The 18,856-nt window shown below is 72.1% G+C and carries 21 protein-coding genes; 6 read left to right on the top strand and 15 right to left on the bottom strand.

The genetic code is table 11. From position 1 onward, the window contains the following. The first annotated feature begins 53 nt into the window (after positions 1 to 53). Positions 54 to 980, top strand: a complete 927-nt coding sequence (locus ACZ61E_RS16065; protein WP_469700242.1) for a CAP domain-containing protein — start codon at positions 54 to 56, stop codon at positions 978 to 980. Positions 981 to 1,106: 126 nt separating this feature from the next. On the opposite strand, the gene mutM is transcribed toward ACZ61E_RS16065, so the two are convergent. The 10 genes from mutM to ACZ61E_RS16015 form a co-directional block, all read right to left on the bottom strand. Continuing rightward, positions 1,107 to 1,967 (bottom strand): bifunctional DNA-formamidopyrimidine glycosylase/DNA-(apurinic or apyrimidinic site) lyase, encoded by an 861-nt coding sequence (mutM, locus tag ACZ61E_RS16060; RefSeq protein WP_469700241.1) that lies wholly within the window; start codon positions 1,965 to 1,967, stop codon positions 1,107 to 1,109. A 168-nt stretch (positions 1,968 to 2,135) separates the two neighbouring features. Further along, entirely contained in the window at positions 2,136 to 3,011 is an 876-nt protein-coding gene (gene rnc, locus ACZ61E_RS16055; RefSeq protein WP_469700240.1) for a ribonuclease III, read from the bottom strand. Positions 3,012 to 3,030: 19 nt separating this feature from the next. Continuing rightward, complete coding sequence (rpmF, locus tag ACZ61E_RS16050) at positions 3,031 to 3,204, bottom strand: 50S ribosomal protein L32 (protein WP_003965982.1); 174 nt, start codon at positions 3,202 to 3,204, stop codon at positions 3,031 to 3,033. Between the two features lie 2 nt (positions 3,205 to 3,206). Further along, a complete protein-coding gene (locus tag ACZ61E_RS16045; RefSeq protein WP_469700239.1) occupies positions 3,207 to 3,815 on the bottom strand; it encodes a YceD family protein in 609 nt (202 codons plus the stop codon). 204 nt (positions 3,816 to 4,019) lie between these two features. Further along, entirely contained in the window at positions 4,020 to 5,210 is a 1,191-nt protein-coding gene (locus ACZ61E_RS16040) for an ATP synthase F0 subunit B (RefSeq protein ID WP_469700238.1), read from the bottom strand. Between the two features lie 135 nt (positions 5,211 to 5,345). After that, the gene (coaD, locus tag ACZ61E_RS16035; RefSeq protein WP_381804264.1) at positions 5,346 to 5,825 is read right to left on the bottom strand and encodes a pantetheine-phosphate adenylyltransferase; all 480 of its coding nucleotides are present in this window, start codon (positions 5,823 to 5,825) and stop codon (positions 5,346 to 5,348) included. A gap of 26 nt (positions 5,826 to 5,851) precedes the next feature. Further along, positions 5,852 to 6,433, bottom strand: a complete 582-nt coding sequence (rsmD, locus tag ACZ61E_RS16030) for a 16S rRNA (guanine(966)-N(2))-methyltransferase RsmD (protein WP_469700237.1) — start codon at positions 6,431 to 6,433, stop codon at positions 5,852 to 5,854. A gap of 188 nt (positions 6,434 to 6,621) precedes the next feature. Next, positions 6,622 to 8,817, bottom strand: coding sequence for an ATP-dependent DNA helicase RecG (gene recG / locus ACZ61E_RS16025; RefSeq protein ID WP_469700236.1), 2,196 nt, complete (start codon positions 8,815 to 8,817; stop codon positions 6,622 to 6,624). A gap of 124 nt (positions 8,818 to 8,941) precedes the next feature. Further along, positions 8,942 to 9,277 (bottom strand): cupin domain-containing protein, encoded by a 336-nt coding sequence (locus ACZ61E_RS16020; protein WP_469700235.1) that lies wholly within the window; start codon positions 9,275 to 9,277, stop codon positions 8,942 to 8,944. 134 nt (positions 9,278 to 9,411) lie between these two features. After that, positions 9,412 to 11,100: a DAK2 domain-containing protein gene (locus ACZ61E_RS16015; RefSeq protein WP_469700234.1), complete on the bottom strand. Its 1,689-nt coding sequence runs from the start codon at positions 11,098 to 11,100 to the stop codon at positions 9,412 to 9,414. 259 nt (positions 11,101 to 11,359) lie between these two features. On the opposite strand from ACZ61E_RS16015, the gene rpmB reads away from it, so the two are divergent. Further along, positions 11,360 to 11,545 (top strand): 50S ribosomal protein L28, encoded by a 186-nt coding sequence (gene rpmB, locus ACZ61E_RS16010; protein WP_003957616.1) that lies wholly within the window; start codon positions 11,360 to 11,362, stop codon positions 11,543 to 11,545. A gap of 196 nt (positions 11,546 to 11,741) precedes the next feature. Here rpmB and thiD read toward each other — a convergent pair whose 3' ends face one another. Then, positions 11,742 to 12,569: a bifunctional hydroxymethylpyrimidine kinase/phosphomethylpyrimidine kinase gene (thiD, locus tag ACZ61E_RS16005; protein ID WP_469700233.1), complete on the bottom strand. Its 828-nt coding sequence runs from the start codon at positions 12,567 to 12,569 to the stop codon at positions 11,742 to 11,744. 33 nt (positions 12,570 to 12,602) lie between these two features. Next, the gene (locus ACZ61E_RS16000; RefSeq protein WP_469700232.1) at positions 12,603 to 13,565 is read right to left on the bottom strand and encodes a thiamine-phosphate kinase; all 963 of its coding nucleotides are present in this window, start codon (positions 13,563 to 13,565) and stop codon (positions 12,603 to 12,605) included. A gap of 179 nt (positions 13,566 to 13,744) precedes the next feature. Between ACZ61E_RS16000 and ACZ61E_RS15995 the strand changes: the two genes are divergently transcribed. Both ACZ61E_RS15995 and ACZ61E_RS15990 read left to right on the top strand, forming a co-directional pair. After that, positions 13,745 to 13,978: an Lrp/AsnC ligand binding domain-containing protein gene (locus ACZ61E_RS15995; RefSeq protein WP_078074875.1), complete on the top strand. Its 234-nt coding sequence runs from the start codon at positions 13,745 to 13,747 to the stop codon at positions 13,976 to 13,978. Between the two features lie 32 nt (positions 13,979 to 14,010). Continuing rightward, positions 14,011 to 14,484 (top strand): DUF3515 domain-containing protein, encoded by a 474-nt coding sequence (locus tag ACZ61E_RS15990; RefSeq protein ID WP_469700365.1) that lies wholly within the window; start codon positions 14,011 to 14,013, stop codon positions 14,482 to 14,484. 56 nt (positions 14,485 to 14,540) lie between these two features. Here the strand turns inward: ACZ61E_RS15990 and ACZ61E_RS15985 are convergent, their stop codons facing one another. Genes ACZ61E_RS15985 through ACZ61E_RS15975 form a run of 3 tightly spaced genes read right to left on the bottom strand, consistent with a single transcriptional unit; the run spans position 14,541 to position 17,484 of the window. Next, the gene (locus ACZ61E_RS15985; protein WP_469700231.1) at positions 14,541 to 15,698 is read right to left on the bottom strand and encodes a D-alanine--D-alanine ligase family protein; all 1,158 of its coding nucleotides are present in this window, start codon (positions 15,696 to 15,698) and stop codon (positions 14,541 to 14,543) included. Between the two features lie 35 nt (positions 15,699 to 15,733). Then, positions 15,734 to 16,735, bottom strand: coding sequence for an NAD(P)H-dependent glycerol-3-phosphate dehydrogenase (locus tag ACZ61E_RS15980; RefSeq protein WP_469700230.1), 1,002 nt, complete (start codon positions 16,733 to 16,735; stop codon positions 15,734 to 15,736). Then, positions 16,732 to 17,484, bottom strand: a complete 753-nt coding sequence (locus ACZ61E_RS15975) for a lysophospholipid acyltransferase family protein (protein ID WP_469700229.1) — start codon at positions 17,482 to 17,484, stop codon at positions 16,732 to 16,734. Before ACZ61E_RS15975 ends, ACZ61E_RS15980 begins: the two co-directional genes overlap by 4 nt. Positions 17,485 to 17,671: 187 nt before the next feature. Between ACZ61E_RS15975 and cofC the strand changes: the two genes are divergently transcribed. Together cofC and ACZ61E_RS15965 are read left to right on the top strand one after the other, a co-directional pair. Further along, on the top strand, positions 17,672 to 18,466 hold the full coding sequence (cofC, locus tag ACZ61E_RS15970; protein ID WP_469700364.1) for a 2-phospho-L-lactate guanylyltransferase: 795 nt from the start codon (positions 17,672 to 17,674) through the stop codon (positions 18,464 to 18,466). A gap of 17 nt (positions 18,467 to 18,483) precedes the next feature. After that, complete coding sequence (locus ACZ61E_RS15965) at positions 18,484 to 18,684, top strand: hypothetical protein (RefSeq protein ID WP_469700228.1); 201 nt, start codon at positions 18,484 to 18,486, stop codon at positions 18,682 to 18,684. Positions 18,685 to 18,856 lie beyond the last annotated feature (172 nt).

Here is an 18,856-nt window from a genome sequence, read left to right as displayed (position 1 = left end):
CGGCGCGAGAGCAATCGCGCGAGCATCTGGGCACATCGAGGAAGGCGCAGCAGATGGGACGCCATAGTCGCTCGGCCGGCGCACCCGCCGCTGAGGACCACGCGGCCGGTGCGGCGGGTCGGCACCGCGGGCGGGGCCGGGGCCGGAAGAAGGGTATCGGCGGCCCCGTACGCACCGGGCTGCTCGGTGCCTCCGCCGCGATGGCCATGGGAGCCGTAGCCGTGGCATCCGGGCTGCTGCCCGGCGGGGAGCAGTACACCGTCGGCGGTGGCAATCTCCCGGGCGAGCAGGTGCGCACCGCGGGCGCGCCCGAGCTCCAGCAGCAGGGTGGCTCGACCGCCGAGCCCACCGACGGGGCGGCGGCGTCACCGAGCCGTGGCGACGACCGGCCGGGTACGCCGCCGAAGTCCGAGCGGTCGACGCCGGAGAAGCCGTCCGCGTCCCCGAGCGCGTCGAAGCCCGCGAAGACGCCGGAGAGCGATCCCACCCGGAGCCGGGGCCAGGAGACGGGCGACAGCCCGTCCAGCAGCGCGCCGGCGCCCGCGAAGACCACCGACCGGGCCACACCGCCGCCGCAGACGCCCCGCCCCTCCGTATCCGCCCCGGCCAACGCCGAGGCGGAGGTCCTCGCGCTGGTCAACGAGGAGCGGGCGAAGGCCGGCTGTCAGCCGCTGCGCGCCGACAAGGCCCTGGACGATCTCGCCGAGGCCTTCAGCAAGGACATGGCGGACCGCGGCTTCTTCGGCCACACCGACCCGGACGGCGACACCCCCTGGGACCGCGCCGACCAGGCGGGAATCACCAATCTGGGCGGTGAGAACATCGCCCGGGGCCAGGCTGACGCCCAGGCGGTGATGGCGTCCTGGATGGCGAGCGAGGGCCACCGCGAGAACATCCTGAACTGCGACTACAGGACCATAGGCATCGGCGCGCACTTCGCGTCGGGCGGCCCGTGGTGGACGCAGGACTTCGGCTTTTGAGCCGTCGCGGCGTCCACGTCCGCCCACCCGCCGTGCTCCGACCCGTGCCACCGGACGAGGCCCGCGACAGTTCCGTGTCGCGGGCCTCGTCCGTGTCATGGCGGGGCGGGGCGGACACGGGCCCCGTTACGGGGCGGGACGGGGCGGGCGTTGGCAGCGGGGGCAGAAGTAGCTCGACCTGTTCATCCAGGGGCGCCGCCGGATGGGGGTGCCGCAGCGGCGGCACGGCTCGCCCTCGCGGCCGTACGCGTCCAGCGACCGGTCGAAGTAGCCGGACTCGCCGTTCACATTGACGTAGAGGCTGTCGAAGCTGGTGCCGCCGACCGCCAGCGCCGCGTTCATCACGTCGCGCACGTGGCCGAGCAGTTCGACCGAGCGGGTGCGGGGCAGTGAGTCCGTCGGCCGGTCGTAGTGGAGCTTGGAGCGCCACAGCGCCTCGTCCGCGTAGATGTTGCCGACGCCGCTGATGAGGGACTGGTCGAGCAGCGCGCGCTTGACCGTCGTACGGCGCAGACGCAGCGCCGTGTGGAAGGCGGCGTCGTCGAATGCCGGGTCCAGCGGGTCGCGCGCGATGTGGGCGATGACGTCGGGCAGCCCGTCGGGGGTGTTCTCGTGCAGCGAGAGCCCGCCGAAGGTGCGCTGGTCGACGAAGCGGAGTTCGGTGCCGAGATCGTCGTCGAAGCGGATCCGGATCCGCAGGTGCTTCTCGTCCGGCGCGGCTTCCGGCTGTACGAGGAGCTGGCCGCTCATGCCGAGGTGCCCGAGGATCGATGCGTCGGTGTCGGCGAGCGGCAGCCAGAGGTACTTGCCGCGGCGCCGGGCGACGCCGAACCGGTGCCCCTTGAGGCGGGCGGCGAAGTCCTCGCCGCCGGCCAGGTGGCGCCGTACGGCGCGCGGGTGCAGCACCTGTGTCTCGGCCACCGTCCGCCCCGCGACCCAGCGTTCGAGTCCGCGCCGTACGACTTCGACCTCGGGCAGCTCGGGCACGGTGCTCCTTCAGGGGGCGGCGGTTTCAGCGGCTTCGGAGGTCAACTGGGCGAACACGGGGCGGGAGTTGGGGGGCAAAGCGGATCGGCCGGCGGCGCGGTCACGAGCTGCGCCCCTCGTGCCGTGACGACACAAGGGGCGCACCGGAAGGGAACGGAACGGAAGGGATCAGGACTTGGCCACGTCGGCGGATTCCGGAACCGCCACCGAAGAGGTGTCGGCGGCCTCTTCAACGTCGGCCCCGGCCTCGTCCACGGGTTTGGCCGCTGACACGGTCTCGGCCTCGACGGCCGCCTTCGCCGCGGCGGCCCGTTCGTCCGCGTCCGCGCGGATGGACCGCCACGCGGTCTCGGCCGCCTGCTGTTCCGCTTCCTTCTTGCTGCGGCCGGTGCCGGTGCCGTACGAGACACCACCGACGCGGGCGGCAGCGGTGAAGGTCTTCTCGTGATCCGGGCCGGTCTCCGTGACGAGGTACTCGGGTACGCCGAGGCTCTCCGCCGCGGTCAGCTCCTGGAGACTGGTCTTCCAGTCCAGACCGGCACCGAGGTTGGAGGACTTCTCGATGAGCGGGTCGAAGAGCCGGTGCACCAGCTCGGACGCCGCGTCGAGGCCCTGATCGAGATAGACCGCGCCGATCACCGCTTCAAGGGTGTCGGCGAGGATGGACGCCTTGTCCCGGCCTCCCGTGCCCTCTTCACCGCGGCCGAGCCGGATGAAGGAGCCGAGTTCGAGGCCGCGCCCCACTTGTGCCAGCGCACGCGAATTGACCACCGCGGCCCGCAGCTTGGCCAGTTGGCCCTCGGGCAGGTCGGGGTGGATGCGGTACAGCGTGTCGGTGACCACCAGTCCGAGCACCGAATCCCCGAGGAATTCGAGCCGCTCGTTGGTGGGCAGACCGCCGTTCTCGTACGCGAACGAGCGATGGGTCAGCGCACGCACCAGAAGGGCGGACTCCAGCTGATAGCCGAGCCGCCCTTCCAGAAGCGTGTGGGACGAGGCTGTGCTGACGTTGTCTGCCTTCTTGGCACTGGACAGTTCAGACATCGAGCCTCTCACCAGCCGCTCAGACCTCGAGGACCTGGCGCTTGTTGTAGGTGCCGCAGCTCGGGCACGCGATGTGCTGGAGCTTCGGCTCCTGGCAACGCTCACACGAAACCAGGGTGGGGACCGCAGCCTTCCACTGCGACCGGCGGTGGCGCGTGTTGCTGCGCGACATCTTCCGCTTCGGAACAGCCACGGCTACTTCTCCTGCTTCTCGTCGGCGCCGTCGTCGGCGCCGCCCATGTTGTCCTTCTCGCCGTCCTTGATGGTTTCGGCGAGTCCTTGCAGTGACGCCCACCGGATGTCGACGGCGTCGTGGTGATGGTCCGGGTTCTCGTCCAGCCTGATCCCGCATTCGGAACACAGACCGGCGCAACTCTCCCGGCACACCGGCTGCATCGGCAGTGCGAGCACCACCGCATCGCGCAGCACGGGCTCGAGGTCGAACAGTCCGTCCTCGATGTAGAGCCTGTCCTCGTCGTCCTCGGCGTCGTCGGCCGGTTCCGCCTGCTTGCTGCGGCCCCGGTCGTCGGCGTCAGGGTACGAGAACATCTCCTGGAAGTCCGCTGCCACGTCCTGGCGCACCGGCTCCAGACACCTTACGCACTCCCCCTCGGCGGTCGCACGGGCGGTGCCCGTCACGAGCACACCCTCCATGACCGATTCGAGGCGGATCCCGAGCTCCACCGGTGCGCCCTCCGGCACTCCGATGACTCCGTCGATGCCGAAGTCCTTGGGCGCCGCCGCGGAGCGGGTCAGCCGCTTGAGCGCACCAGGACGGCGGCCCAGCTCGTGTGTGTCGAACACGAGGGGGTCGCGGTGGTCGAGGCGGGCGTTCAGGGCTGTTCCAACTTTCGAGTCGTGGAGTGGGCCGCCATGTCGCGTACGAGGCGGGCGGCGGCCGGATCGCGGACATCACGCGACCGAAGAACCAGGATACTTGACCGGCCGCCGTTGGCCCAATCCGCCCTTACGGGGCGGCCGGGGACCGCACGGCGTGGATCGCGGGGCTCAGCGTCCCTGCTCGTACCGGCGCAGCTGTTCGATGTCGATCATGCTGGTATCGAACAGGCTGGTCTCGTCGAGCGCGCCCTGCGGGTCCTGCGCCTGCTGCTGGTGCGGCTGCTGCCCACCGTGGGTGTCGGGGTGCTGCTGCCAGCCCTGCGCCGCCTGGTCGTAGTTCTGCCCGTAGCCCTGGCTGTAGTTCGGGTCGTAGCCGGCCGGGTCGTAGGCCGGCTGCTGGGACTGCTGGTACGCGTACGGGTCCTGCTGCTGGTAGGCGTAGGCGTCCTGCTGCTGGTAACCGCCGTAGGAGGCGTCCGCGTACCCCTGCGCGGCGGGGTCGGCGTACTGCTGCGGGGCCTGCGCCTGCGCCGGGACCGGGATCTGGACCGGCTGCTCGGGGGGCCGCGGCGGGGACTGCGGCTCCATCGGCGGGTGCGGGGGCGGCCCGGCTCCCTCGGGCGGCCGCTCCCCCGACAGTCCGGCGAGGCCGGACAGGTAGTCCGCGTCGCTCATGTGCCCCTGCCGCCCCGCCGCGTCCTGCTCCGCCATGTGCAGGCCCAGGTCGTCAGTGGCGACCCGGCCGTGCAGCTTCTGCCGGCCGCGGCCGACCGCGTCCAGGGTCTTGGAGAGGACGGCCTCGAAGGCGCCGAGCTTGGCGTCCACGTACTCGTCCGCGCGACGGATCAGGGTGCCGGGGTCGGCGCTGTACTCGGGGGCGTCCTCGTCGGCGTAGCCCTCCTCGTCCAGGCCGGGCCCGCGGCCGAGCAGCTTCTCGCGGCCACGGTCGACGGAGCCGATGGTCTTGTTGAGCACGACCTCGAAGTTCGCGAGCTTGGAGTCCACGTAGTCGTCGGCCTCGGCGCGGATCTCGTCGGCGTCCCTGCGGGCCTCGGCGAGGATGCGGTCCGCCTCCTCCTGGGCGGTGCGGGCGATCACCGTCTCGGAGATCAGCGTGGACCGCTCCGTGTGGGCCGCGGCGACGATGCGCTCCGCCTCCTGGCGGGCCTGCTCGGAGAGCTGCTCGTGGCCGCCGAGGAGCTCCTGCGCCTGGGCGAGCGAGCCGGGCAGGGCCTCCCGTACCTCTTCGAGCAGCGAGAGCAGTTCGCCGCGGTTGACCACGCAGGAGGCCGACATGGGCATGGAACGGGCGTTCCCCACCGCGTCGACGATCTCGTCGAGCTTCTTCTGCACGTCCACCGTGTGCTCGCCACTCTCTACAGCCGGGTTGGAGACGGACGCAACGACTGTACGGCCAGTCGGTGCACCGCCGACACCAGGTGACGGACCGTCAGTTACGGGGCCGGTCCGCCGCCCCGTGCCGCGCCCCGTCCGTCAGCGCTTCCCGAGGCGCTCGGTCAGCGCCTCGTGCACCAGCGGAGGCAGCAGGTGGGAGACGTCTCCGCCCCAGGTCGCGACCTCTTTGACCAGCGAGGATGAGAGGAAGCTGTAGATGGGGTTGGTCGGCACGAAGAGGGTCTCGACGCCGGACAGGCCGTTGTTCATCTGGGCCATCTGCAACTCGTAGTCGAAGTCGCTGACCGCCCGCAGGCCCTTGACGATGGCCGGGATGTCGCGCTGTTTGCAGAAGTCGACGAGGAGGCCGTGGAAGGACTCCACCTCGACGTTGCCGAACTCGGCGGTGACACGCCGGATCAGATCGATCCGCTCGTCGACCGTGAACAGCCCCTTCTTGGACTGGTTGATCATCACGGCGACGTGGACGACGTCGTACAGCTTGGAGGCACGGCCAATGATGTCGAGGTGACCATTGGTGATGGGGTCGAAGGACCCCGGACAGACGGCGCGGCGCAACTGAATTCCCTCGCTCTCCGGTCCGGTCATCGGGCGTCTTCGGGTGCGGCGGCGCGACCGTACCAAAGGGTTCCCTCGCCGTAGCGGCGCGCCCGCAACGGTTCGAAGCCCCTCGGCCAGGTGAACTCCCCACCTCTGGTGCTGCGCTCCACGGTGGCGACGGCTTCGTCGTTGAGCCAGCCCCCCGAACGGAGTGTGAGCAGGATCTCGCGAAGATCGTCGTCGGTGACGGCGTACGGCGGGTCGAGGAAGACGACGTCGTACGGGGCTCCGGGGGGCGGTCCTGTCACGATCTGTTCGGCTTTGCCCGTACGGACGTCGGCACCCGGCAGCCCGAGGGCGCGGACGTTGTCCCGGACGGTACGGACCGCCCTGCCGTCCGCCTCCACAAGGAGGGTGTGCGCGGCGCCCCGCGAGAGGGCTTCCAGGCCGACGGCGCCGGAGCCGGCGTACAGATCGGCGACGCGCAGCCCTTCGAGCGTCCCGAGCAGCGCCTCCCAGGTGGAGAAGAGACCTTCGCGCGCCCGGTCGGAGGTGGGGCGGGTTCCGTTGCCCGGGGGGACGGCGAGACGGCGCCCGCCGGCGGCGCCGGCGATCACGCGGGTCATGGGTGTCGGGTCCTCGGTTCGTGGGGTGCGCGGATGGCGGGACGGCTCGGTGCGCGCGGACCGCCGGTGGGCGGTACGCGCGCCGTCACCCACGATATGGCGTCGCTCCCGGTACGGCCCGCCGGGGAGGGAGCCCCGGAGGCCCCGGAGCCCCGCGCAGGGCCGCTGAGCGGGCCTGTGGGAGCCGTTCAGCCCTTGTCCAGGTACCGCTCCCGCTCCGAGTCCAGCAGCGCGTCCAGTGCCGTACGCAGCTCGGGGAGGGTGTCGAGCTCCGGGTCGGCGGCGACGACGGCGACGGCCTCCTCCCTGGCCGCCGCGATGACCTCCTCGTCCTCGATGACCGCGAGCATCCGCAGCGAGGAGCGGACCCCGGACTGGGCCTGGCCGAGGACGTCGCCCTCGCGGCGCTGTTCGAGGTCGATCCGGGAGAGCTCGAAACCGTCCAGGGTCGAGGCGACCGCGCCGAGCCGGGCCCGTGCGGGGCTGGCCTCCGGCATCTCCGAGACCAGCAGGCACAGACCCGGGGCGGAGCCACGGCCCACCCGGCCGCGCAGCTGGTGGAGCTGCGAGACGCCGAACCGGTCCGCGTCCATGATCACCATCGCTGTGGCGTTGGGGACGTTGACTCCGACCTCGATGACGGTGGTGGCGACCAGGACGTCCACGTCGCCCGCGGCGAAGCGGCGCATCACGTCGTCCTTGTCGTCGGGCTGCATACGGCCGTGCAGCACCTCGACGCGGAGGCCCGACAGCGGTCCGGCGGCGAGCTGCCCGGCGATCTCCAGCACGGCCAGCGGGGGGCGTTTCTCCCCCTCGGCCTCGGCCGTCTTCGCCGCGGCCTTCTTCTTGGGCTCGTCCTCGCCGTCGCCGATACGGGGGCAGACGACGTACGCCTGATGCCCCTTGCCGACCTCCTCGCGCACCCGTTCCCAGGCGCGCGCCAGGAAGTGCGGCTTGTCCTGGGCCGGTACGACATGGGTGGCGATCGGGGAGCGCCCGGCGGGGAGCTGGTCGAGGACGGACGTCTCCAGGTCACCGAAGACGGTCATGGCGACCGTGCGGGGAATGGGCGTCGCCGTCATGACCAGCAGATGCGGCGGCTGCTTGCCCTTGGAACGAAGGGCGTCGCGCTGCTCCACACCGAAGCGGTGCTGCTCGTCCACGACGACCAGCCCCAGGTCGTGGAACCGCACCTTGTCCTCGATCAGCGCGTGCGTGCCGATCACGATGCCGGCCTCGCCGGTGACCAGGTCGAGCAGTGCGTGCCGCCGCGCCGCGGCTCCCATGGAGCCGGTGAGCAGCACCACCTTGGTGGCGGCCTCGGCGCCGCCGAGCATGCCTCCCTCGGCCAGCTCCCCCATCATCTCGGTGATCGAGCGGTGGTGCTGCTGGGCGAGCACCTCGGTCGGCGCGAGCATGGCGGCCTGACCGCCCGCGTCCACCACCGTGAGCATCGCGCGCAGCGCGACCATCGTCTTGCCGGAGCCGACCTCTCCCTGAAGGAGGCGGTGCATCGGATGCTCGGTCGCCAGATCGCCGAAGATCTCGCGTGTGACGTTCAGCTGGCCCTCGGTGAGGGTGAAGGGCAGCTTGGCGTCGAAGGCGTCGAGCAGGCCACCGGCCACCGGACGCCGCGCCATCGCGGGGAGTTGGGCGTCCGCGTGCCGCCGTCGGGCGAGGGCGACCTGGAGCACGAACGCCTCGTCCCACTTGAGCCGGTCCCTGGCCGCCGCGACATCGGCCTTGGTGTCGGGCCGGTGGACCTTCAGCAGCGCCTCGGGCAGGGGGACGAAGCCCCGCCCCTCGCGCAGGGACGGCGGCAGTGGGTCGACGGCCTCGGTGGCCCTCGGCAGCACGGCGTCGACCGCCTTGGTGATCTTCCAGGACTCCAGCCCCTTGCAGGCCGGGTAGATCGGGATCAGCTTGCCCGCGAAGGCGTCCACGGCCTCGTCGCCGCCGTCCCTGCCGAGCGGCACGTACGTGGGATGGGCGAGCTGGAGCTTCCGGTTGAACATGGAGACCTTGCCCGCGAACATGCCCCGGCTGCCGGGCAGCAGCTCCTTGTGCGGCTTGTGGATCCCCCGGCCGAAGAAGACCAGTTGGAGCCGGCCGCTGCCGTCGGTCAGGGTGATCTCCAGCCGCTGGCCCCGGCCGCCGTTGAACTTCAGCACGCGTGAGTCGGCGACCTGGGCGACGACCGTCACGTCCTCGTCCAGCGGGAGGTCGGCGAGGCGGGTGAGCTGGCCCCGCTCCTCGTACCGCCTCGGGTAGTGGTGCAGCAGGTCACCGACCGTGCGCAGATCGAGCTGCTCGGCCATCACCTTCGCGGTGGCGGGGCCGAGCGTCTTCTTGAGGGATTCATCCAGCGCGGACACGCGATCCATTGCACACCACATCACTGACATCCGTCGCGCACCGGTGGACAACCCCAGGTCGCGGGCGGGTCAGGGGCACCGGAGGACCGGGGCGGTGCGGGGGCGACCGGCGCGGCGGCGGCGCAGTGCCTGGTCAGCGGGTTTTCGCGCGGACCTCGGTGACGGCGGTGAGCAGGACGGCGGAGTCCTCCAGGGCCTCCAGGCCGTGCCGTTCGTGCGGAACGGGGCCCACCTGCCCGGCGATCATGTCCTGGTCGCCGGACTTCTTGGTGACCCGTACCCGGCCGTGCAGCACCTGGAGGCTGGCCGCCGGGGGCGCGTTGTGCTCGTCGAGGGACGAGCCGGAGGTCAGCGCGATGACCGTCTGCCGCAGTGGACCGTCGTGCAGGAAGAGATGCGCGCTCCGGCCGTGGGCGCTGGCGCGCGCGTCGTCGAGCTGATGGCGGGCGAGTGCGGTCAGGTCGTCCATCGGTGGGCCTCTCACCTCGGGCGGTGCGCGCGTCTGTCGGGGTGCGCCTACCCACCATCGTCACAGGTACCGCGCCCCGTGCAAGCCGTGGCCACCACGCGGTGGGGGGACGTACCGGGGCCTCGTGGGGCGTCCTACTCGACGCCGATCAGCAACGGCACCGACTGGCGGCCTCCTCGGTAGACGACCGTGTCCACGGCCAGGTGCCCGTCCCGTACGTATCGCTCCAGCCGTTCGGCCAGGGTGTCGGGCACGTCCTCGCCGAGCACGAGGGTGACCAGTTCGCCGCCCGCCGACAGCATCCGGTCCAGGACGCTCTCGGCGGTGGCCGCGAGTTCGGCGCCGATCACCGCGACGTCGCCGTCGATCAGCCCCAGCAGGTCCCCGGCCTGGCAGATGCCGGCCATGGTCCAGGACTGCCGCTCCGCGACGGCCAGTTCGGCGTAGCGGGTGGCCCCGGCGGCCGAGGTCATGGCGACCACGTCCTCGTCGAAACGGCGGTCCGGCTCGTGCACCGCGAGGGCGGCGATGCCCTGGACGGCCGCCCTGGTCGGGATGAGGGCGACCCGGATGCCCTCGGCGCGGGCCTGTTCGGCGGCGGCAGCGGCGGTGTGGCGCAGCTCCGAGTCGTTCGGCAGGAGCACCACCTCGTGCGCGTGGGCGCGCCGGATGGCCTCGACCAGCTCGCCGCTGGCCGGCGGCTCCCCGGGGCGCGCGAGCACCGTCGTGGCCCCGGCCCCGGCGCACAGACCGGCGAGACCTTCGCCCGGTACCACGGCGACCACGGCGCGCTGCGCGCGCTCCCGGTGGTGCGCGGCGGCGGCGGCGAAGTGCGTGATGCGGATGCGGTACGGGCGTCCTGCCTCGACCCCGGCCTCGACGGCGGCGCCCGCGTCGTCGACGTGCACGTGGACGTTCCACAGGCCGTCGCCGCCGACCACGACGAGCGAGTCGCCCAGGGCGTCGAGCCGGCGGCGGAGCCGGTCGATGCCCGCCTCGTCGGTCTCCAGGAGGTAGATGACCTCGAAGGCGGGCCCCGGGGAGCCGTCGTCGGCCTCGCAGGACTCCGCGACGGCGGGCAGGTGGTGCGGGCGGGCGCCCGGCGCGACGCGGGCCGGGGCGTCGCCCGTGACGGCCTCCACGAGTGCGGCGAGGACGGCGAGCAGGCCCCGTCCGCCGGCGTCGACCACTCCGGCGCGGCCGAGGACGGCCAGCTGCCCCGGTGTCGCGTCGAGCGCGACGCGGGCCCCGGCGTATGCGGCGTGAGCGACGGCGCCGCTGCCGTACGCCGCACCGCCGCCGCCCGTGCCGCCCGCCCCGTCGCCCGCCGTGCGCGCGGCGGCGTCGGCCGCCGCGGCGGCCACTGTGAGGATCGTCCCGTCGACCGGATGCGCGACGGCCTCGCGCGCCAGCTGGGCCGCTCTGCGCAGCGCCCTGGCCAGCTGGTCGCCGCCGTCCTCCGCCCCGGCCCCGGTCGCCGCCCCGGCACTGCTCCCGTCCTCGCCCAGCACCTCGGCCACGCCCCGCAGCAGTTGGGCCAGGATGGTGCCCGAGTTTCCCCGCGCCCCGATCAGCGCCCCGTGCGCCATGGCGCGTACGGCGTCGGGCAGATCCGGTACGGAGGACCCCGTGGCGTGCGCGTCGAAGACGGCCTCGACGGCCCGCACGGCGGACTCCACCGTCAGATAGAGATTGGTTCCGGTGTCCCCGTCGGCGACCGGATAGACGTTGATCGCGTCGATCTCCTCGCGGTCCCGGCCCAGGGCGTCCAGCGCCAGCGAGCACCAGGTACGTACCGCTGCGGCGTCGAGGGTCTGCGGCACCTGGGGGTCCTCCTTGACTGCCTGGGGCTGCGAACTGCACCGCAGGGTAGTCCGCCCGCGCCGTCGTGGCAGGTGGGAGAGGGGCCGGGACGGGGACGGGTCCGGACATGGTAGTTTCGTTCAACCGGATCGGGCGTTGTATGCTCCTCCGGTTGCCCGTCGAGAGTCGGGCCTCCTCCCCCGGCGCAGCCGACATCGGTCAATGATTCTGCGGCGCCGGAATTCACCGTAAGTGCATCTGAAGTCTTTGGAGTGACCCGTGGCTGCCAACTGCGACGTCTGCGGCAAGGGGCCGGGCTTCGGCAACAACATTTCGCACTCGCACCGCCGTACGTCCCGTCGCTGGAACCCGAACATCCAGCGCGTGCGTGCCGTGGTCGGTCGGACGCCGAAGCGGCTCAACGTCTGCACATCGTGCATCAAGGCCGGCAAGGTCTCGCGCTGACGTTCTCGTCGTAGCGCAGCCCCTGCGGTTGCCTTGGGAGCCGGTCCACCTCGGTGGACCGGCTCTCTGCCGTTCCCGCCTCGCGCGGCACGGCGTGTGCCGCGCCCCGTACCGCACGCCCTTCCGTGCCCAACTGCCGCACCGTGTTCGCGGAGTTGGGCACCGGGCCAGGGCGACCGGCAACAAGCCGGGAGGCTCAGCGGAAGCGCCAGGCGTGGTCCACGGGGCCGATGCCGCCGCCCAGCGGGAAGCCGGCGGCGATCGCCCCCGTCACGTACCGCTTCGCGGCGACGACGGAGTCCAGGACCCCCTGCCCCGTCGCCAGCCCCGCCGCGATCGCGGAGGCGAGCGTGCAGCCGGTCCCGTGCGTGTGGCGGTTGTCGTGGCGCGGTGCGCGCAGCCAGTGTTCCTCGTTGCCGTCCGTCAGCAGGTCCACGGCGTCCCCCGGCAGATGCCCGCCCTTGATCAGCGCCCAGCGGGGCCCGAAGGCGAGTACGGCGGCGGCGGCGCGCGGCATCCCCGCCTCGTCCCGCACCTCCACACCGGTCAGCTGCGCGACCTCGTCGAGGTTGGGGGTGGCGACGGTCGCGGTCGGCAGCAGCCGCTTCCGTACGGAGTCCAGGGCGGAGGCCGCCAGCAGCGGATCCCCGTGCTTGGAGACCCCGACCGGATCGACCACCACGGGGACATCGGTCCCGGCGAGGAGCTCCGCGACGGTCTCCACCAGCGCCACCGACGAGAGCATGCCGGTCTTCACCGCCTGGACGCCGATGTCGTCCACGACGCTGTGGTACTGGGCCCTCACCGCCTCCTCGGGCAGGTCCCAAGCGCCCTGCACGCCGCGGGAGTTCTGCGCGGTGACGGCGGTGAGCACGCTCATGCCGTGGACGCCGAAGGCCAGCATGGTCTTGAGGTCCGCCTGGATTCCCGCACCGCCACCGGAGTCGGACCCGGCGACGGTGAGAACACGGGCGGGTACGCGGACGGGCCCGGAGAACGCGGCGGACTCGGGGGATATGGCCATGCCCCCGAATCTACTGGCCCGCCGGCCCCGGCCTCACGCCGTGCCCCCGAAGTGGTCCCAGCCGCCCTTGCTCGTCCACGGCGCCCCGTCGACCGTCACCTGCGGCAGCGCCGACGGGTTGAGGACCTCGCCGATCACCTTCCACCTCGCGGGCAGCTTGGCGTCCGGTGGGAACGCCGCGACGATCGCGTGGTCCTCTCCCCCGGTCAAGACCCACTGGAGCGGGTCCACACCCACCGCCTGCCCGATGTCGCTCATCTGCGAAGGAATGTCGATGAGCCCCGACCGCAGATCGATACGGACCTTGCTCGCGTCGGCGATGTGTCCGAGATCGGCCACGAGGCCGTCGCTCACGTCCGTCATCGCCGTGGCGCCGAGCCCCGCCGCCGCGGGCCCCGCGTGGTACGGCGGTTCCGGACGCCGGTGCGCCTCGACGAAGGCACGGGGTGACCGGAATCCGCGCGACAGCACCGCGTGCCCGGCCGCGGACCAGCCCAACCAGCCGGTGTAGGCGACGACATCGCCCGGCTGCGCGCCCGACCTCGTCACCGGTTCGTGGTTGCGCAGATCGCCGAGCGCGGTGATCGCGAGGGTGATCGTCTCGCCCCGTACGACGTCGCCGCCGACCACCGCGGCGCCCGCGACCTGGCACTCGTCGCGGATGCCGTCCATCAGCTCGGTGGGCCAGGTGACCGGGAGTTCGGCCGGGACGACCAGGCCGAGCAGCAGCGCGGTCGGGACCGCCCCCATCGCAGCGATGTCGGCGAGGTTCTGCGCGGCGGCCTTCCTGCCCACGTCGTAGGCGGTCGACCAGTCGCGGCGGAAGTGCCGCCCCTCAAGGAGGACGTCCGTACTCGCCACGACCCTGCGGTCGGGTGCGGCCACCACCGCGGCGTCGTCGCCCGGCCCGAGCCGGACCGCCGGGGTGGTGGTGAGCCGGGAAGTGAGCTCCCTGATGAGTCCGAACTCCCCCAACTCGCCCACGGTGCCCTTCACCGAGTCCCACCTCTCGTCGTGCGGCCGGCTGAGCCGGCCGAGCTGTACGTCAACTTCACTGCCCGGTACGTCACGCCGCCGGTGCCGCGGTACGCGGAGGTCTCCCCGCGGCACTGGGTGACGCGATAACGTGGCGTCCCTTCCCCCCACAAGATCCTCGTGGCCGCCCTGGAGGTTCCGTGGTACAGGCGTACATCCTTATTCAGACCGAGGTGGGCAAGGCGACGATCGTCGCCGAGACCATCGCGAAGATCCCTGGAGTGATACAGGCCGAGGACGTCACCGGTCCCTATGACGTGATCGTGCGCGCCCAGTCCGACACCGTGGACGACCTCGGCCGCATGGTGGTCGCCAAGGTCCAGCAAGTGGACGGCATCACCCGCACCCTGACCTGCCCGGTCGTGCACCTGTAGCCCCCGTCTACGCTTGGCCGGTGACCTTTCCGATGCGCAGGCTATCCGGCCCCCGGCTCGCCCGCCTGTCCGCCGTCCTCGTGCTCGCCGCGGCAGTCGGCTGCTCCGCCGCGGACGCCCCGGCAAAGGTCCCGGTTCCCAGCCCGCCGGCGGAGGAGGCGGCGTTGTGCCGCGCACTGGCCGAGGAGTTGCCGAAGACCGTCGCGGGGCACGACCGGAGTGATCCGGAGCCGGGTTCCGAACTGACCGCCGGGTGGGGGGACGCCGCGATCGTACTGCGCTGCGGCGTCCCCCGCCCCGAGCGGATGAGCGACCCCCAGGCGGAGGCCGTGGACGTGGACGGCGTCAACTGGCTGCTGGAGGAACGGGATTCGGGGCCCCGGTTCACCACGACGTACCGCAGGACGTATGTCGAGGTCACCCTGGACGAGCGGTTCACGCACGACATCGGTCCGCTCGCGGCCTTCGCGGCGCCGGTCGCCGACACGGTGCCGCCCAGCCTGTAGCGCGAGCCCCGGCGGCCGCGGCTCCGTTACCGCCCCGTACCGCCCGCGCCGCGCCCTCAGCGCAGGCCGGTCGGGCGGCGCAGCGCCGCCTGGATCAGCCGGTCGATCAGCTCCGGGTAGCCGACGCCGCTCTCCTGCCACATCCGCGGGTACATCGAGATCGGCGTGAAGCCCGGCATGGTGTTGATCTCGTTGATCACGAAACCGCCGTCCTCCGTGAGGAAGAAGTCCGCGCGGACCAGTCCCTCGCAGGACACGGCGTCGAACGCCTCCACCGCGAGCCGCTGGACCTCGGCCGTCTGCTCCTCCGTAAGAGGCGCGGGCACCAGTCCGGTGGCGGCGTCGATGTACTTCGCCTCGAAGTCGTAGAACTCGTGCGACGTGACGGGCGGGATCTCGGCGGGCACGCTCGCGCGCGGCCCGTCCTCGAACTCCAGCACCCCGCACTCGATCTCCCGGCCGCGCAGCAGGGACTCGACCAGGATCTTCGGGTCGTGGCGCTGCGCCTCCTCGATCGCGTCCTCCAGCCCTTCGAGGGAGTCGACCTTGGTGATGCCCATGGAGGAACCGGCGCGTGCGGGCTTCACGAAGACCGGCCAGCCGTGCTCGGCGGCGAAGGACACGATCCTCTCGCGGGCGGCGGACGGGTCGCGCTGCCAGTCGCGCGGGCGGATCACCTCGTACGGCCCGACGGGCAGCCCGTACGAGAGGAAGACCCGCTTCATGTACTCCTTGTCCTGGCCGACGGCCGACGCCAGGACGCCCGCGCCGACGTACGGGACCCCGGAGAGCTCCAACAGGCCCTGGAGGGTGCCGTCCTCGCCGTACGGCCCGTGCAGCACCGGGAAGACGACGTCGACCTCGCCGAGCGCCTTGGGCACGGAGCCCTGCTCGCTGTAGACGACCTCGCGGTTGCCGGGGTCGACGGAGAGGACGACGTCGCCCTCCGTGGACTCGGCCAGGTCCTCGACGCTCGGCAGCCTCCGGTCGGCGATGCCCATGCGGTCGGGTTCGTCGGCGGTCAGCGCCCAGCGGCCGTCCGTGGTGATGCCGATGGGCAGCACGTCGTACTTCGTACGGTCGATGGAGCGCAGTACGGCGCCGGCCGTGACCACCGAGATGGCGTGCTCGGAACTCCGGCCGCCGAAGACGACCGCCACACGCGGCTTACGGAGCTGCTGCTCAGGGCTCTGGGGGAGGTTCTCGCTGCTCATATCGCGATGAGGTTACCTGCTCGACCGCCGCGGAGTCAGCGTCGTTCGGGCTTGGCGCTGCGCGCCATCAGCTCCTTCACCGCCACGAGCGGGGGCTTCCCCTCGTGGACGATGCTCACGACCGTTTCGGTGATCGGCATGTCGACATCGTGGCGCCGGGCCAGATCCAGCACGGACTGGCAGGACTTGACGCCCTCCGCGGTCTGCGTGCTCGCCGCGATCGTCTGCTCCAGCGTCATGCCGCGCCCGAGGTTGGTACCGAAGGTGTGGTTGCGCGAGAGGGGCGAGGAACAGGTCGCGATCAGATCGCCCATTCCGGCGAGGCCGGAGAAGGTGTGCGGGTCGGCGCCCATGGCCAGCCCCAGCCGGGTGGTCTCGGCGAGGCCGCGGGTCATCAGCGACGCCTTGGTGTTGTCGCCGAGGCCCATGCCGTCGGCGATGCCGACGGCGAGCCCGATGACGTTCTTGACGGCGCCGCCGAGTTCGCAGCCGACCACGTCGGTGTTCGTGTACGGACGGAAGTACGGCGTGTGGCAGGCCGCCTGGAGGCGTGTGGCGACCGCCTCGTCGGTGCACGCCACGACGGCGGCGGCGGGCTGCCTGGCGGCGATCTCGCCGGCCAGGTTGGGACCGGTGAGGACGGCGACCCGGTCGGCCGGCGCCTTGGCCACCTCTCCGATCACCTCGCTCATGCGCTTGGTGGTGCCCAGTTCGACGCCCTTCATCAGGGAGACCAGGACGGTGTCCGGAGGCAGCACCGGGGCCCACTTCGCGAGATTGGCGCGCAGCGTCTGCGAGGGGACCGTGAGAACGGTGAACTCGGCGTCCCCGGCCGCCTCGGCCGGGTCGGTCGTGGCCCGCACCGAGGAGGGCAGCTCGACACCCGGCAGATAGCCCGGATTCGTGCGGGTGTTGTTGACCGCGTCGACGACCTCGCGGCGGCGTGCCCAGAGAGTCACCTCGCATCCCGCGTCGGCGAGAATCACGGCGAACGCCGTTCCCCACGATCCCGTCCCGAAGACCGCGACGCGCGTCACTGCAACCCCTCTTCCGCGGCCTTGCGCCGCTTCTCTTCCAGAACCTTGCGGTGGTCGTACGGTGCGCCGGGCGCCGGTTCGCCGCGTACGTCGGCGAGCAATTCGGTGATGGCGGCCATGATGACCTCGGTGACCTCGCGGAGGAGTTCGGGCGTCGGTTCCTGTCCGTAGAAACGGGAGAGGTCGACGGCCGGACCCGCCTGTACCCGAAGGGTCCGACGCGGAAAGAGTCTGATCTGGTTCGCCTTCGCGTAAGGCGGTATCACCAGATTGGCGCCCCACTGGGCGACGGGAATGACGGGCGCCTTCGTAAGGAGGGCGACGCGTGCGGCACCGGTCTTGCCGGTCATCGGCCACATGTCCGGGTCGCGGGTGAGGGTGCCTTCGGGGTAGAAGGCGACGCATTCCCCGCGCTCGATGGCGTTCACGGCGGCGCGGAACGCGTCCAGGGCGTTGGTGCTCTCGCGGTAGACGGGAATCTGTCCGGTGCCGCGGAGCATCATGCCGACGAAAGGCAGGTCGAAGAGGGTGGCCTTGGCGAGCAGTCGCGGCACCCGGCCGCTGTTGTACTGGAAGTGTCCGTAGGAGAGAGGGTCCAGAGCCGAGTTGTGGTTGACGGCGGTGAGGAATCCGCCCTGGGCCGGAATGTGCTCCATTCCCCGCCACTCCCGCTTGAACAGAACGATCAACGGCGGTTTCGCGATGACCGCTGCCAGGCGGTACCAGAAGCCGATTCTGGGGCGGGACACTCGGACACCTTTCTCCGTGGCCTGGCTTGGGCCGGCCCTGGCTGCCGGGGGTCACGTGTCGCCCCGGGCCTCTGCACTGTCGAGAACACCGTACGCCTCGGTCCGCGGACCGGACCTGCGGGCTCAGTTCGCCATTCCCGGGGCGTCGCGGGCCCTGTACCGCGCCGCACACCGCGATCGGGCCACAATAGAGGGCCGAACGCGCAAGGACGGAGAGCTCGCCACGAACACCGACCCGATCGCCGCCTGGTCCCTGCTCGTTCCGCTCAAGCCGCTCGCCGTGGCCAAGAGCAGGCTCGCCGGTGCGACGGGCGATCTGCTGCGGCCCCGGCTGGCGCTGGCGTTCGCCCAGGACACCGTCGCCGCCGCGCTGGCCTGCCCCGTCGTACGAGACGTGGTGGTGGTCACGGACGATCCGCTGGCCTCGGCCGAACTGACCGCGCTGGGCGCGCGCACCGTCCCCGACACCCCGGCGGCCGGGCTCAACGCCGCGCTGGCGCACGGCGCGCGGACCGTCAGGGCGGGCAGGCCGCGGGCCGCTGTCGCGGCGCTCAACGCCGATCTGCCGGCGCTGCGGCCGGCCGAGCTGGAGCGGGTTCTCACGGCCGCCGGGGATTTCCCGCGCGCATTTCTCGCCGACGCCGCCGAAATCGGTACGACATTGCTGGCCGCGCGGGCGGGATCGGAATTGAATCCGGCATTCGGTGGCGCTTCACGGCACCGGCATTTGTCCACGGGAGCGGTGGAAATTGTCCTGGCCGGGGTGGATTCCGTACGGCGGGACGTCGATACGGGCGAGGATCTGCTGGCCGCCGCGGCCCTGGGGCTCGGCCCGTACACGGCGCGGCGTCACGCCGGCCCGTGTCCGGCCCCGGGCGTACCGGTTCCGGGCCCCGTCACCGGCTCCGTTCCGGGCCCGGGCGGGGGCCCGGTACCCGCTCCGGCCCCCGACCCGGTCTGCGGGGCGCGGCCGTGCCGCTGACCGATACGCTGACGGACATGCAGGCGACCGCGTACACCTTCGAGTCCGAGACCCGCAGCGGCAGTGTGCTGCTCGACGACGGGACTCCGGTGGAGTTCGGCGCCGCGGCGTTCGACGCGGGCGGTCTGCGGCTGCTGCGGCCGGGCCAGCGGGTCCGTATCGAACGCGCGGGCGGGAACAGCGGCGACATCACCCTGGTGACGCTCCAGACGCTCTGAGGGCCGTCACGGGCGCGACGCACAACGCCGCGGGGGGGGGGGGGGGAAAGGGGGGGGGGGGGGGGGGGGGGGGGGGTGGGGGGGGGTGGGGGGGGGGGGGGGGTGGGGGGGGCTGGGCCCCCCCGTCCGGCCCCCCCCAAAGCCGCTCGGCGAGCTGCCCGGTGAGGGAGTC

The organism is Streptomyces sp. NPDC104581 (genome assembly GCF_055583685.1).
The sequence above is the reverse complement of the archived record's forward strand: the minus strand, read 5'-3'. Positions and strand labels throughout refer to the sequence as shown.

Coding starts and splice junctions, on each gene's coding strand:
- rsmD (WP_469700237.1), bottom strand. CDS start 6,433: ATGACCCGCGTGATCGCCGGCGCCGCCGGCGGGCGCCGTCTCGCCGTC.
- ACZ61E_RS16020 (WP_469700235.1), bottom strand. CDS start 9,277: ATGGACGACCTGACCGCACTCGCCCGCCATCAGCTCGACGACGCGCGC.
- rnc (WP_469700240.1), bottom strand. CDS start 3,011: ATGTCTGAACTGTCCAGTGCCAAGAAGGCAGACAACGTCAGCACAGCC.
- ACZ61E_RS16065 (WP_469700242.1), top strand. CDS start 54: ATGGGACGCCATAGTCGCTCGGCCGGCGCACCCGCCGCTGAGGACCAC.
- ACZ61E_RS15985 (WP_469700231.1), bottom strand. CDS start 15,698: ATGAGCAGCGAGAACCTCCCCCAGAGCCCTGAGCAGCAGCTCCGTAAG.
- ACZ61E_RS15965 (WP_469700228.1), top strand. CDS start 18,484: ATGCAGGCGACCGCGTACACCTTCGAGTCCGAGACCCGCAGCGGCAGT.
- recG (WP_469700236.1), bottom strand. CDS start 8,817: ATGGATCGCGTGTCCGCGCTGGATGAATCCCTCAAGAAGACGCTCGGC.
- ACZ61E_RS15990 (WP_469700365.1), top strand. CDS start 14,011: ATGCGCAGGCTATCCGGCCCCCGGCTCGCCCGCCTGTCCGCCGTCCTC.
- thiD (WP_469700233.1), bottom strand. CDS start 12,569: ATGGCCATATCCCCCGAGTCCGCCGCGTTCTCCGGGCCCGTCCGCGTA.